We start from the raw sequence: 12,896 nt of genomic DNA on the forward strand, positions 1-12,896 counted from the left end.
GCCGGTGGCGTGTGCTGCGTCTCGCGACGGAGCCAGGGCGCCGTGATGCCGGCCCTCGGCGCCGGTGTCCGTCTCCCCGTACAGCTCCCGGTGCGAACCGCGTCCCGCTCAGGTGCCCGTGGTGATGAGGCGGATGCCTGTGACCAGATCCGGATGGATCCGGACCGCGTAGTCCATGGCCTTATCCACCCAGGGGCGCAGCAGTGCCTGGTAACGGGCCAGTTCGGCAGGGTCGGTGACCAGATGGGCGAAGCCCGTCACCACCACACTCCAGCCGAGGTGGGTGTCCGGGTCGATGACGTCGGCCTCGTAGGCGACGACGACTCCCGCTTCGGGGGCCTGCCCGGTCCGGGAGGTCAGGGCTGCCCCGGCATGGGTGCGTATGACGATGTCTCCGTCCACCAGGACGTGGTTGACCGGACGGACCGTCGGCAGCGCGTGCTGGGTGAAGACGATCCGCCCCACGGAGACGCTGCCCAGCAGCCGCAGCGCCTCGGCGCTGTCGATCCCGATGCTTCGGCGGGGTTCGGCCGGAACCGGCTGTGCGTTGTCGACATACATGGCGGATTCCGTAGGTGTGAGAAGGCGTCGCGCGCGATCAGACCATTGGAGAGGTTCGGCGTCGGTGTCACCAGGGCCGGTCGGCCCTGATTCGGTGCCCGTACGGCCCTCGGTGCCGGTGCGGTCGACTGCGCACGGCAACCGCTTCCGATCTCCTGCCTGAGATTCCGACGACCCCGGTGCCGCCGTCCTCCGCCGGGCTTGGGCCGGACGTCCCGGGGTTCACCCCCGTCCGGCCCAAGCCCGGCGGCGGCCGTGGGCCGGAAGGTGGAGAGCAGGACGTACACCGATCGGGGAGGACGACGGACATGAACGTGCGCGTGGGCATCAACGGCTTCGGCCGTATCGGACGCAACTACCTGCGCTGTGTGGGGGAGCGCGCGGAGAAGGGCACCGGCACCCCCGTCGAGGTCGTGGCGGTCAACGACGTCACCTCGCCGGCGGCACTGGCCCATCTGCTGACCTACGACTCGACGTACGGCCGACTCGGCCGCACCGTGGAGCACGACGAGGACTCCCTGACCGTGGACGGTCACCGCATCGCCGTCACCGCGGAACGCGACCCCGCAGCCCTGGACTGGAGCGACCTCGGCGTCGACATCGTCATCGAGTCGACCGGCCGTTTCCGCACGCGGGAGCAGGCCGGAGCGCATCTCAGGGGCGGGGCGCGCAAGGTGCTGCTGTCCGTCCCGGGCAAGGGCGTGGACGCCACGCTCGTGATGGGCGTCAACGAGGGCACCTACGACCCCGAGCACGACCACGTGGTCTCCAACGCCTCCTGCACCACCAACTGCGTGGCGCCCATGGTGAAGGTGCTCGACGAGCACTTCGGCCTGGTCAAGGGGCTGATGACGACCATCCACGGCTACACCAACGACCAGGTCGTCCTGGACGGCCCGCACAAGGACCTGCGGCGCGGCCGCAGTGCCGCCGTCAACATCATCCCCACGTCCACCGGGGCCGCCCGGGCCGTCGGCCTGGTGCTGCCGGAGCTGGCGGGCACGCTCGACGGGATCGCCGTGCGCGTGCCGGTCGAGGACGGGTCGCTGACCGATCTGAGCGTGGTGCTGGAACGGCCGGTGACCGCGGACGAGGTCAATGCCGCCTTCCGGGAGGCCGCGGACGGGCCGCTGAAGGGGATCCTGCGGGTCTCCGACGCCCCGATCGTCTCCCGCGACATCGTCGGCGACCCCGCCTCCTGCGTGCTGGACGCCCCGCTCACACAGGCCCACGGCGACCTGGTCAAGGTCTTCGGCTGGTACGACAACGAGTGGGGCTACACCAACCGCCTGCTCGACCTCACCGAGTACGTCGCCGGGCGGCTTCCGCGCGGCTGACTGCGAGCCGTTCCACCACCGTGGCCCGGACCAGGCGTCTCAGCTGGTCCGGTGCCCCCACCGCGGGCCGACCAGGTCCCACTCCCGGCCCCATGCCTCGACCCGCCGCCGGTCGAGCCGCCACCTTGCGAGGGCACCCGCGGCATGGACGGTGCCGACGAGGACGAGACCGGCGAGGGCGCCCAGGACGCCCGCTTCCAGGGCGGCTTCCCGCGTGCTCGGGGGAGCGGTGGCGAGCGTGCCGTTGCCGTCCTGCCAGCGGCTTCCGTCCTTCAGCCCGGTGTCGACCAGCGTCCGGTCGGTGCGGACCGTTCCCAGGGACCTGTCGCTCGACCCGCTCGACGGGCGGACCGCCGACGTGTGGTGCGACTCGTCGGTGAGCAGGACCGCGCGGGACCTGTTCGCGGCGCGAGGGGGGCCGGTCAGCCCCTGGCGAGGGCGCGTACGACGGGTCCGGTTCAAGGCGTGTCCACGCTGCCGCGCGGCAGCGTGGACACGCCGTTCCAGCAGTCGGGTGCGACCCCGCACCAGGACCGACCGGGCCGGGAACAGGGCGTTCGCGCCGCACCCGGGCACCGCCCGAGCATCACCGGAGGCCCAGGTCGAGCGCGGCATGGGCCGAACGGCCCCGGTCGAGGCCGAACCAGCCCTGGCAGCGCCTGGCGGTCGGTGCGACGGTGATCGTGGGGCCCCGTACCGCACGCCCCGTGCGGTCCGACGAAAGGTGGTGGGGACGATGGAGCTGCCCCTGGTCGTGGGAATCGACGGATCGGACTCGAGTCTGGTCGCGCTCGACTGGGCGGTGGACGAGGCGGCCCGGCAGGGTCTGCCGCTGCGGTTGGTGCACGCGTCGCTGTGGGAGCGCTACGAGGGGTCCACCCTCTCCACCGGCCTCGACCGGCCGTCCGAACAGGTGATGGCGGAGAACATCGTGGGGACTGCCGTGGAGCGGGCGCGGCGGCGCAACCCCGAGGTGAAGGTCTCCACGGAAGTAGTGCCCGAGGAAGCCGTGGACGCGCTCCTGCACGCGGGCCACAACGCGTCCGCCCTGGTGACGGGTTCGCGTGGACGCGGTGAGCTGAAGGGCCTGCTGCTCGGCTCGGTGGGCCTGGCCGTGGCGGGGCGGGCGCACTGCCCGGTGATCGTGGTCCGGGGCGACCGGGCCGGCGTGGCGGGAACACATGAACGGATCGTGCTCGGCGCGGGCGATCCCGCGTCCGGCGGTGAGGCCGCCCGGTTCGCCTTCCGCACCGCCGAGAAGCGCGGCGGTGTCCTCGACGTGGTCCGGGCCTGGCGTTGCCCCGCGCACGAGACGGCGGACGAGCCCCGACTGGCCGAGGACCCGGCGCACCTCCACGAGGAGCGGGCCTCCGGGCAGCTCGACGCCCTGGTGCAGGACGCGGTGACCGAGCATCCCGGCGTCCGCGTACGCCGCAGCACGGTCGAGGGCCCGGCACGCCGGGTGCTGCTCAACCGCTCCGCCGCCGCGGATCTGGTGGTCGTCGGAGCGCGCCGCCGGACCGGCCACTTCGGCCTCCAGCTGGGTCGGGTGGGCCACACCCTGCTGCACCACGCACAGTGCCCGGTGGCGATCGTGCCGGAGCGTGTGTGACGTGACGGACCGGACCTGGGCGTACGAGGGCTACGTTCCCGCGGACGAGCGGCTGCGGGAGTCGCTGTGCACCCTCGGCAACGGCCGCTTCGCCACCCGCGGGGCGCTTCCCGAGTGCGCCGCGGACGAGGTGCACTACCCGGGCACGTATGTCGCGGGCTGCTACAACCGGCTCACCTCCGAGGTGTCCGGTCGGCAGGTCGAGAACGAGGACATGGTCAACGTGCCCAACTGGCTGCCGCTTCGTTTCCGCCTCCCCGACGGGCCGTGGCTGACCCCTGACACCGCACCCGTTCTCGACCACCGCATGGACCTGCACCTGTCCTCCGGGCTGCTGGAGCGGCGCACCCGGTACGGACTCGGCGCGGGGCGGGAGCTGAGCGTGCGCCAGCAGCGCCTGGTGCACATGGCGGATCCCCATCTCGCCGCCCTGCGCACCGAGTTCACCGCACACGGGTTCTCGGGTGTGCTGGAGGTCGAGTCGGCACTCGACGGCGGCGTCACCAACTCCGGCGTGGCCCGCTACCGCGACCTGGACGGCCGGCACCTGACCCATGTGCACACCGGCACGGCCACCCCGGACACGGTGTGGCTGCGCTGCCGCACCAGCACCTCGGACATCCGGATCGGCATGGCGGCCCGGCTGACCGCGCAGGCTCCCGTCACCGCGGGGCACGAGGACCTGCGTGCCGTCCACCACCTGTCCCTGGAGCTGGCGAGAGGCCGTACCGTCACCGTCGACAAGACGGTAGCCCTGCACACCTCACACGACCCGGCCATCAGCGATCCACTGAACGCCGCCGTCGACCGGGCCGGGCGGGTGCCGGGCTTCGACGAGCTCCTCGCATCGCACCTGACGGCCTGGGACCACCTCTGGCGCCGCGCCGACCTCGACGTGCCCGGGGAAGCGGGCCGCATCCTGCGTCTGCACCTGTTCCACGTGCTCCAGACGCTCTCCCCGCACACGGCCGAACTCGACGTCGGGGTGCCGGCGCGCGGACTGCACGGCGAGGCCTACCGCGGGCACGTCTTCTGGGACGAACTGTTCGTCCTGCCCTACCTGAACCTGCACTTCCCGGAGGTCTCCCGCGCCCTGCTGCGCTACCGGCACCGCCGGCTGGAACAGGCCTGCACGGCTGCCCGGAAGGCGGGCCACCGCGGCGCGATGTACCCCTGGCAGAGCGGCAGCGACGGGCGTGAGGAAACCCAGCAACTGCATCTCAACCCCCGCTCCGGGCGCTGGCTGCCGGACCACTCCCACCTCCAGCACCATGTCGGCTCGGCGATCGCCTACAACGTGTGGCAGTACTGCCAGGCCAGCGGTGACACGGAGTTCCTGCACACCAAGGGCGCCGAGATGCTGCTCCAGATCGCGCGCTTCTGGGCCGACTCCGCCGTCTACGACGCGGGACTCGGACGGCACCGCATCAAGGGCGTGGTGGGCCCCGACGAGTATCACGACGCCTACCCCGGCGCCGCTGACCCCGGCCTCGACGACAACGCGTACACCAATGTCACGGCCGCCTGGGTGCTCACCCGCGCGCTGGAGCTGACGGCGAGCCTGCCCGAGCCGCGCCGCCGTGAGCTTCTGGAGCGCACGGGACTGGACGGCGGCGAGCTGGAACAGTGGGAGGACGTCTCCCGCACCCTCCATGTGCCGTTCCACGCCGGTGTCGTCAGCCAGTTCGAGGGCTACGGCGACCTGGCCGAACTCGACTGGGCGGCCTACCGGGAGAAGTACGGCGACATCCGGCGCCTGGACCGGATCCTGGAGGCGGAGGGCGACACCGTCAACCGGTACCAGGCGTCCAAGCAGGCCGACGTGCTGATGCTCGGCTGTCTCTTCGCGCCCGCCGAACTCCACTCCCTCTTCCTGCGGTTGGGGTACCGGCTGGACGAGGACACCTGGCTTCGCACCGTCGACCACTACCTGCACCGCACCAGCCACGGTTCCACCCTCAGCGGTCTGGTCCACGGCTGGATCCTGGCCCGGGCCCGGCGCGCCGAAGCCTGGAAGTTCTGCCAGGAGGCGCTCCGGGGCGACATCGCCGACGTACAGGGCGGCACCACCGGCGAGGGCATTCACCTGGGCGCCATGGCTGGCACCCTCGACCTCGTCCAGCGGGGACTGACGGGGCTGGAGACCCGTCAGGGTGCCCTCTGGCTCGACCCGGTGCCGCTGCCCGAGCTGTTGTCCTACGGCTTCGCCCTGCGCTACCAGGGGCACTGGGGCGTACGACTGCGCCTGGAACGTGGACAGTTGGAGATCGCCGTACCGTCCTCCGATCGCTCGCCCATCGACGTACGGCTGCCGGACCGGTCGGTCTGCCTGCAGCCGGGCGAGACGGGACACCTGGTGCTCACCCACTGACCACCGGGGCCGGACGGCCCTGAGGACAGCCCTGGTGGCCCCTCCCCGCGGACCCGGCGGGACGCGAGGCTGGGCACGAGAGGCCGATCCCACCGGCTCCGGGTACGACTGAGAGGGAGTGACCGCTGTGTACTGGAACCACCACGACATGACCGGCTGGGACTGGTTCGTCACGTCGGTCGGCACGGTCCTGTTCTGGGGCCTGCTCATCACCGTGGCCGTGCTGCTGTACCGCGCCCTGACCGGCGCTCTGCACCAGCCGCACGCCCCTGCCCCGGCCTCGCCTGAGCAGCTGCTCGCCGAGCGCTTCGCCCGCGGCGAGATCGACGAGGACGAGTACTGGCGCCGACTGTCGGTACTGCGCTCCGACGACATCGGCCTCACCAAACCCTGAGGGAGGCGCGCCGCATGACGGCCCTCCGCGCGAAGAGCCATGCGCATCGCCCGCCGAGCCTGAGAGGAGGCGGATCGTCATGACCACCGAGGTGCTGGTCGCCTACGGCACCACCAACGGATCCACCGCACAGATCGCCGAGGCCGTGGCCGAGGTACTCGACAAGGAAGGGCTCACAGCCTGCGCGCGTCCGGCCGCCTCGGTCGACGACCTGAGCCGCTACGACGCCGTCGTGGTCGGGGGCGCCCTGTACGCCGGCCGCTGGCACAAGGACGCCCGGCGCTTCCTGCGCCGGCACCGCCGCGCCCTGGCCGACCGTCCGCTGTGGCTGTTCAGCAGCGGACCGCTCGACGCCTCGGCCGGTGAACGGGACATCCCGCCCGTGGCCGCGGTCGAACGGGCCATGACCCGACTCGGCGCCCGTGGACATGTCACCTTCGGCGGCTGCCTGGAGGAAGGCGCCAAGGGCTGGGTCGCGGGCATGATCCTGCGCAACGGCAAAGGCGGCGACTTCCGCGACTTCACCGGCATCGGGAACTGGGCCCGCCAGGTCGCCGAGGACCTCGTCGGCGCACGCGAGCAGAAGTGACCGTCCGGTGACGCCGGGACACGGGCCCGAAACGAGGTGAGCGACCGGCGGAGCGCGGGCGTCCGGCTGAGCGAGGGGGTGTCACGGCACGGTCGTACGGCTTGAGAGACTGTCGGGTATGGACATCGCGAGCAGGAACAACGTGACCGTCACCGGCAACGCCCAGGGACCCACGGTGGTGCTGGCGCACGGCTTCGGTTGCGACCAGAACATGTGGCGGCTGACGGTGCCCGCTCTGGTCGACGACTATCGCGTGGTGCTGTTCGACTACGTGGGTTCCGGCCGCTCGGACGCGTCCGCGTTCTCGGAGAGCCGCTATGCCTCGCTGGACGGGTACGCCCGGGACGTCGTCGAGGTGTGCGAGGCGCTCGACCTGCGTGACGCGGTCTTCGTGGGGCACTCGGTCAGCGCGATGATCGGTGTACTGGCGGCGGGCCTGGCTCCCGAGCGGATCGGCGCGCTGGTGATGGTCGCCCCGTCCCCGCGGTACATCGACGACGAGGGTTACCGAGGCGGGTTCAGCGCCGAGGACATCGACGAACTGCTGGCGTCGCTGGAGGCGAACTACCTCGGCTGGTCGGCGGCCATGGCCCCGGTGATCATGGGCAACGCCGACCGGCCCGAGCTGGGCGACGAGCTCAGGAACAGCTTCTGCGCCACCGACCCCGACATGGCGCGCGTCTTCGCCCGGACCACGTTCCTGTCGGACTCGAGGGACGACCTCAAGCGCGTGACCGTGCCGACGCTGGTACTGGAATGCACCCAGGACGCGATCGCCCCCCGCGAGGTCGGAGCCTTCGTCCACCAGGCGATTCCCGGCTCGACCCTGGTCACCCTCGACGCGACCGGGCACTGCCCGCACCTGTCCGCGCCCGAGGCCACCAACCAGGCGATCGTCGACTTCCTCGCGAGCCTGTGATGATGTGCCGCGCCGACCAGCAGCCCGACCCGCAGGACGCCGACCGGGCCGCGGACGCGATGTTCGCCGCACTGCTGGAGGACAGCGACGAGGACCTCTACGAGAACGCCCCCTGCGGTTACCTCTCCACGCTGATGGACGGCACCATCGCGAAGATCAACGGCACCCTGCTGGACTGGCTCGGTCTGGAGCGGGAGGCGGTGGTGGGCCGTAAGCGGTTCACCGACCTGCTGACCATCGGCGGGAAGCTGTATCACGAGACGCATTTCGCACCTCTGCTGAGGATGCAGAGCGAGATCAGCGGCATAGCCCTGGAGATGAAGCAGAACGACGGCGCCCGGATGCCGGTCCTGGTCTCCTCCGTCGTCAAACACGGCACCACCGGGCAGCCCCTGCTGATCCGCACCACGGTCTTCGACGCCCGGGACCGCCGCGCCTACGAGGAGGAACTCCTGCGCCGCCGTGAAGCGGCAGAGGAGGCACGCCGCCAGGCGGAGGCCGACCGCGCCCGGCTGCAGGAGGCACTCGCCGTGCTCCAGCAGTCGCTGCTCCCGGACAGCCTGCCGCCGGTCCCCGGCGTGCAGACGGCCACCCACTACCACACGGCCTCACCCGACCGGCTGGGCGGCGACTTCTACGACGTCTTCGCCCTCGACGGCAGACGCTTCGGGTTCTTCCTGGGCGACGTGTGCGGCAAGGGCCCCCAGGCCGCCGCCCTCACCTCGCTGACCCGCTACACCCTGCGCGCCGCCGCACTCCACGACCCCGACCCCGTCTCCGCCCTGACCACCCTCAACACGGTGCTCCACGAGCGCTACGCCGGCAGTGGCGACCCCCGCTACTGCACCGCGGTCTACGGCACCCTCGACCCCGATCCCGCGACCGGACAGCTGGCCGTCCACCTCGCCGCGGGCGGCCACCCGCCGGTCATCGTCCTGCGCGCGGACGGCACAGCCGACTTCCTGCCCACTCCCGGCGGCCTGCTGGTCGGCATCCTGCCCTCCGCACGCTTCACCGACGCCAAGACCGTCCTCGGCCCCGGCGACACCCTCCTTCTCTACACGGACGGCCTCACCGAAGCCCGCACCGGCCAGGGCCGAGCGGATCTCTACGGCGACGAGGCGCTGCTCGCCTTCGTCACCGCGCACGCGGGCAGGCCACCGCACGCCGTCGTCCAGGCCCTCACCGGGCTCCTGGACAGCTTCGGTGACGGCCTCGACGACGACACCGCCCTGCTCGCCATCGGTGTCCCCGCCTCCGACCCACAGACGAGAAACGAACGATGAGCCCGCTGAAGATCACTGCACGAGCCGCCGCGACCGGTCCCGTTCTGGAGCTTGCCGGTGAGCTCGACTACGCCAACGTCGCCGAACTGCACGGAGCGCTCGACAGCCTCGCCCTCCAGCCGGGCCAGTGCCTGGTCCTGGACATGAGCGGCCTCGAATTCTGCGACTCCAGCGGCATCACGGCCCTGATCGCCGCCCGCAGCAACGCGCAGGCCGTCCGGGCGGACGTGGTCCTGGCCGCCGTACCGCCGAACACACTGCGCGTCCTGCGCATCGTCGGCCTCGACCAGATCTTCACCATCCACCCGGACAGCGAGAGCGCCACCCGCCCCTGAGCCGGGCTCCCTCCCGGACGGTCAGGACAGGATCTCGACGTACCCGTCCGTGCCGTGCACGCGGATCCGCTGGCCGTCCCGGATCCGCCGGGTGGCCTGCTCCACGCCCACCACGGCCGGCAGGCCGTACTCCCGGGCGATCACCGCGCCGTGGGTCATCTGGCCGCCCACCTCCGTCACCAGGCCCGCCACGGCGACGAACAGCGGGGACCAGCTGGGGTCCGTGAAGGTCGTGACCAGGATGTCGCCCGCTTCCAGATCGGCCTCCGCCATGTCGAGGATGACCCGGGCCCGTCCCTCGACGGTCCCGGTGGAGACCGGCAGGCCGATCAGGGCGCCGGCCGGCACGTCGTCGCGCCGGTAGGCCCCGGAGAGGGCCTCGCCGTCCGAGGTGAGGACCCGGGGCGGGGTGAGCGCCTGGTGCGAGCGGAACGTGTCCCTGCGCTGCCTGACGAGCCGCTCGTCGACCTGCCCGTAGCGCGCGACGTCGTGGAACTCCTCGAAGGTGAGGTAGAAGACGTCCTCCCGGTCCGCCAGCACGCCCGCCTCCACGAGGCGGTCCGCCTCCGCCATCAGGGCCTGCTTGTAGACGAAGTAGCGGCTGATGATGTCGTACTTCGGGTACTCCCGGTACCCGATGAAGGTGCGCACCCGGTCGATCATGGCCTTGGTCTCGTCGGCCTTGCGTTCCCCTTCCGGCAGGGCCCGCAGGCGGGACAGCACCTCCTGTTCCTTCGTCCGCGCCTGCTGGAGCCCCTGCTCGAAGCGGCGCCGGGCCGCGCCCGGTTCGAAGTTCCGGACGTTGTCGAGGATCACGGGAACGAGGGTGCCGGGGCGCTCGCTCCAGCGAGGCCGCGTGATGTCGATCTCGCCGACGCAGCGCATGCCGTACCGGTCGAGGTAGGCGTCGATGGCGTCACGTGCCTCGGCCCCGCCCGGGAGCTTCGCCAGCTCGTCGAGGAAGCCGTCGTCCTCGACGCCCTGCAGGAATGCGACCACCTCCGGATGAGGGCGGATCACGTCGGCGACGTCGAGCAGCGCGAGGCCCATCTCCGACGTGACGTTGCCGGGGGCGGACAGGGTGAGCGTGTCAGCCGCGTTCTTCTCGCCGAGCCACTCCTCCAGCTTGTCGTTGAGCCACCAGGTGGCCTCCATGCCCGCCATGATCGCCTTGAAGTTCAGCGGATCGGTGAGGACTCGTTTGTGCTCCTCGAAGGCCACCGACAGGAAGTCGAACACCTCCGGTCCCGTCTTCGTCCGGGCGTCGCGCCGCAGGGCGGCGATGGAGGCCTGGCTGCGCTCGATCAGCCCGGCGACGACGGCCGGGTCGGTCTCGATCGGCTCGGGGGCCCCGCCGGCTCGCGGTCCGGCGGGAGGCGCGTCCGGCAGCGACGGGACGAAGTCCTCGCGGTCCAGGACGGTCTCCAGCGCGTCCCTGACCAGCGGATCGCCCCGCCCCATGAGGTCCATCAGGGCGGCACGGCTCGCGGGCGCGGCCAGTCGCTGGGTGACGTCGACGAACAGCCGCCCGCCGGCCTCGTGCATCCGGGCCATGGCCGTCGACTGCCACATGGACACGCCCAGGGGCTTCATGGCATCGGTCATCATCTGCTGATGCCCCACGGAGACATAGACGCGGTTCCCCTGGTCCCCGCTCTCGGGGACCGGGAACAGCGTCGTGATCGGCCGGCTCTGCACGATGTGGAAGTCGTCGTCGACCAGGCACCATTCGATGTCCTGCGGGCGGCCGAAGTGCGCCTCGATCCGTCGCCCGAGCTCCACGAGCCGGACCGCCTGCGCATCGGTCAGCGCCGGCTGCTCCTGCCGCCGCGAGTCGACCGGCACGTCCCGCGTGCCTCCGGCCGGCAGGGCGTGCACCTCACGCTGCTTGGCGGAGATCGTCCTCTCGACGACCTCGCCGCAGCGCACCTTGAACACGTCCGGGTTCACCAGGCCGGACACCAGCGCCTCGCCGAGGCCGAAACCGGCGTCCACGGTGGCGACCGTCCGGTTGCCCGAGAGGGGGTCGGCGGTGAACAGGATGCCGGACGCGTGCGGGAAGACCATCTGCTGCACGACGACGGCCATCCGGACCGTACGGTCGTCGATGCCGTTGCGCCGGCGGTAGGTCACGGCTCGTTCGGTGAACAGCGAGGCCCAGCAGCGGCTGACGTGTCGAAGGATCGCCGCCGGCCCCACGACGTTGAGGTAGGTGTCCTGCTGGCCCGCGAACGAGGCCGTCGGCAGGTCCTCGGCCGTCGCGCTGGACCGGACGGCGTAGGCGGTCCCCTCACCGGACCCGGCGAGCGCACGGGTGATCGCCTCGGCCAGATCGTCCGGGACGGTGCTCTCCTCGACGGTCCGGCGGATCTCCGCGCTGAGCGTGCGGATCGCCTCCCGGTCGTCCGGGCTCACACGCGCAAGCCGGTCCAGCTGCGCGTCGAGCGACGGTGACCGCGCGACGACCCGCCGGTAGGCGTCCGTCGTCACGCAGAAGCCCGCCGGTACCCGGACGCCCTCGATCCGCGACAGGCTGCCCAGGTGCGCCCCCTTGCCGCCGACGACGGCGACCTGGCCCTCGTCGATCTCCCGAAGATGCAGCACGTACTGCTCGGTCATCGCGATACCTCCGTGGCGGCCGTGCTGTCCCGCGCCGCGGTCTCCGATCGAATTTCCAGGTCTGTCGAACGGTTGGCCGAGCACCTCGTCATCGGCCATTGCCTTTCCTTCGACGCGTCACGTCGTTCCCCCATTTCCGCAGGTTGTGGCCTCGGCCGACGATTCTGCGCCCTGACCGGGGGCTTGCCGCAAGCCCCCCTTCGCGCTATAACTTGAAGAGAGGCAAGGAGAGTTCTCTCCTTGCCTTTTCCTTTTGCCGTCCTCCGGTGCCCGCCATGTGCTTGGTCGACGCGTCATCGGGTACCGCGTTTGAATGAGGGTGGTATCTGTACGGCGAAGCGATTACTGAAAGCGATGGGTGTGTGACTCGTCTCAGTGGCTCGGGGGACGACCAGTCGAGCGGACCGAGTGACGACCCACTCTCCGTCGCGCTGGAGCTCGCCGACGCCGTGGACGGTCTCGCGAACCTGTGGTCGGTGGCCGCCCAGGGAGCGAGCCTGAGGCTGTCGCCGCACCAGTTGAGAGCGCTGCGGATCCTGGAGTCGGAACCGGGGCTCAATCTCACCACTCTGGCGGAGAACATGGAGATAGGGCCGCCGACCGCCAGCCGGCTGTGCGACCGGCTGGAGGCGGCCGGCCTGCTGGAGCGTCTGCTGCACCCGCAGCGGCGGCGCGAGGTGCAGCTCGTTCTCACCGGGCGTGGCCGGCATGTGCTGGACGAGGTGGACGCGCGCAGGGCGCGGGCGCTCGCCGCGGTTCTCGCGGCCATGGAACCCGGTGAGCGGGCGGCGCTGAGCGCGGGGCTGCAAGCCTTCGCGACCGCCCGGAGCGATGCCGGCAAGGAAACCGACGACCCCGGACGCTGAGCGGGAC

At 71.4% G+C, this 12,896-nt stretch carries 12 protein-coding genes; 9 read left to right on the forward strand and 3 right to left on the reverse strand.

Annotated elements, in window-relative coordinates; genetic code table 11:
• Positions 1-108 precede the first annotated feature (108 nt).
• Positions 109-561 (reverse strand): pyridoxamine 5'-phosphate oxidase family protein, encoded by a 453-nt coding sequence (locus AQI94_RS28895; protein ID WP_031059861.1) that lies wholly within the window; start codon positions 559-561, stop codon positions 109-111.
• 308 nt (positions 562-869) lie between these two features.
• Here AQI94_RS28895 and gap point away from each other — a divergent pair, with 308 nt between their 5' ends.
• The gene (gap, locus tag AQI94_RS28900) at positions 870-1,898 is read left to right on the forward strand and encodes a type I glyceraldehyde-3-phosphate dehydrogenase (RefSeq protein WP_031059863.1); all 1,029 of its coding nucleotides are present in this window, start codon (positions 870-872) and stop codon (positions 1,896-1,898) included.
• A 39-nt stretch (positions 1,899-1,937) separates the two neighbouring features.
• Here the strand turns inward: gap and AQI94_RS28905 are convergent, their stop codons facing one another.
• Positions 1,938-2,360 (reverse strand): hypothetical protein, encoded by a 423-nt coding sequence (locus AQI94_RS28905; RefSeq protein WP_158806499.1) that lies wholly within the window; start codon positions 2,358-2,360, stop codon positions 1,938-1,940.
• Positions 2,361-2,634: 274 nt separating this feature from the next.
• Between AQI94_RS28905 and AQI94_RS28910 the strand changes: the two genes are divergently transcribed.
• The 7 genes from AQI94_RS28910 (at position 2,635) to AQI94_RS28940 (ending at position 9,404) form a co-directional block, all read left to right on the forward strand.
• Positions 2,635-3,510 carry a universal stress protein gene (locus AQI94_RS28910; protein WP_031059869.1) on the forward strand — a complete coding sequence of 292 codons (876 nt, stop codon included), beginning with the start codon at positions 2,635-2,637 and terminating at the stop codon, positions 3,508-3,510.
• A gap of 1 nt (position 3,511) precedes the next feature.
• On the forward strand, positions 3,512-5,881 hold the full coding sequence (locus AQI94_RS28915; RefSeq protein ID WP_031059872.1) for a glycoside hydrolase family 65 protein: 2,370 nt from the start codon (positions 3,512-3,514) through the stop codon (positions 5,879-5,881).
• Positions 5,882-5,999: 118 nt separating this feature from the next.
• Complete coding sequence (locus AQI94_RS28920) at positions 6,000-6,275, forward strand: SHOCT domain-containing protein (RefSeq protein ID WP_031059875.1); 276 nt, start codon at positions 6,000-6,002, stop codon at positions 6,273-6,275.
• A 79-nt stretch (positions 6,276-6,354) separates the two neighbouring features.
• On the forward strand, positions 6,355-6,864 hold the full coding sequence (locus AQI94_RS28925; protein ID WP_031059878.1) for a flavodoxin domain-containing protein: 510 nt from the start codon (positions 6,355-6,357) through the stop codon (positions 6,862-6,864).
• 118 nt (positions 6,865-6,982) lie between these two features.
• On the forward strand, positions 6,983-7,783 hold the full coding sequence (locus tag AQI94_RS28930; RefSeq protein WP_031059881.1) for an alpha/beta fold hydrolase: 801 nt from the start codon (positions 6,983-6,985) through the stop codon (positions 7,781-7,783).
• A 2-nt stretch (positions 7,784-7,785) separates the two neighbouring features.
• A complete protein-coding gene (locus tag AQI94_RS28935; RefSeq protein WP_031059884.1) occupies positions 7,786-9,069 on the forward strand; it encodes a PP2C family protein-serine/threonine phosphatase in 1,284 nt (427 codons plus the stop codon).
• Entirely contained in the window at positions 9,066-9,404 is a 339-nt protein-coding gene (locus AQI94_RS28940) for an STAS domain-containing protein (protein WP_031059886.1), read from the forward strand. The genes AQI94_RS28935 and AQI94_RS28940 overlap by 4 nt, the downstream gene beginning before the upstream one ends.
• Before the next feature lie 21 nt (positions 9,405-9,425).
• Here the strand turns inward: AQI94_RS28940 and rph are convergent, their stop codons facing one another.
• Positions 9,426-12,023: a rifamycin-inactivating phosphotransferase gene (gene rph / locus AQI94_RS28945; protein WP_031059890.1), complete on the reverse strand. Its 2,598-nt coding sequence runs from the start codon at positions 12,021-12,023 to the stop codon at positions 9,426-9,428.
• Between the two features lie 362 nt (positions 12,024-12,385).
• On the opposite strand from rph, the gene AQI94_RS28950 reads away from it, so the two are divergent.
• A complete protein-coding gene (locus tag AQI94_RS28950) occupies positions 12,386-12,889 on the forward strand; it encodes a MarR family winged helix-turn-helix transcriptional regulator (RefSeq protein WP_031059893.1) in 504 nt (167 codons plus the stop codon).
• Positions 12,890-12,896: the final 7 nt, after the last annotated feature.

This window comes from Streptomyces pseudovenezuelae (assembly GCF_001513955.1).
GTDB lineage: Bacteria > Actinomycetota > Actinomycetes > Streptomycetales > Streptomycetaceae > Streptomyces > Streptomyces pseudovenezuelae.

Excerpts from the sequence above, each read along its gene's own strand:
- AQI94_RS28940 (WP_031059886.1), top strand. The coding sequence starts at position 9,066 with ATGAGCCCGCTGAAGATCACTGCACGAGCCGCCGCGACCGGTCCCGTT.
- AQI94_RS28910 (WP_031059869.1), top strand. The coding sequence starts at position 2,635 with ATGGAGCTGCCCCTGGTCGTGGGAATCGACGGATCGGACTCGAGTCTG.
- rph (WP_031059890.1), bottom strand. The coding sequence starts at position 12,023 with ATGACCGAGCAGTACGTGCTGCATCTTCGGGAGATCGACGAGGGCCAG.
- AQI94_RS28930 (WP_031059881.1), top strand. The coding sequence starts at position 6,983 with ATGGACATCGCGAGCAGGAACAACGTGACCGTCACCGGCAACGCCCAG.
- gap (WP_031059863.1), top strand. The coding sequence starts at position 870 with ATGAACGTGCGCGTGGGCATCAACGGCTTCGGCCGTATCGGACGCAAC.
- AQI94_RS28925 (WP_031059878.1), top strand. The coding sequence starts at position 6,355 with ATGACCACCGAGGTGCTGGTCGCCTACGGCACCACCAACGGATCCACC.
- AQI94_RS28935 (WP_031059884.1), top strand. The coding sequence starts at position 7,786 with ATGTGCCGCGCCGACCAGCAGCCCGACCCGCAGGACGCCGACCGGGCC.
- AQI94_RS28895 (WP_031059861.1), bottom strand. The coding sequence starts at position 561 with ATGTATGTCGACAACGCACAGCCGGTTCCGGCCGAACCCCGCCGAAGC.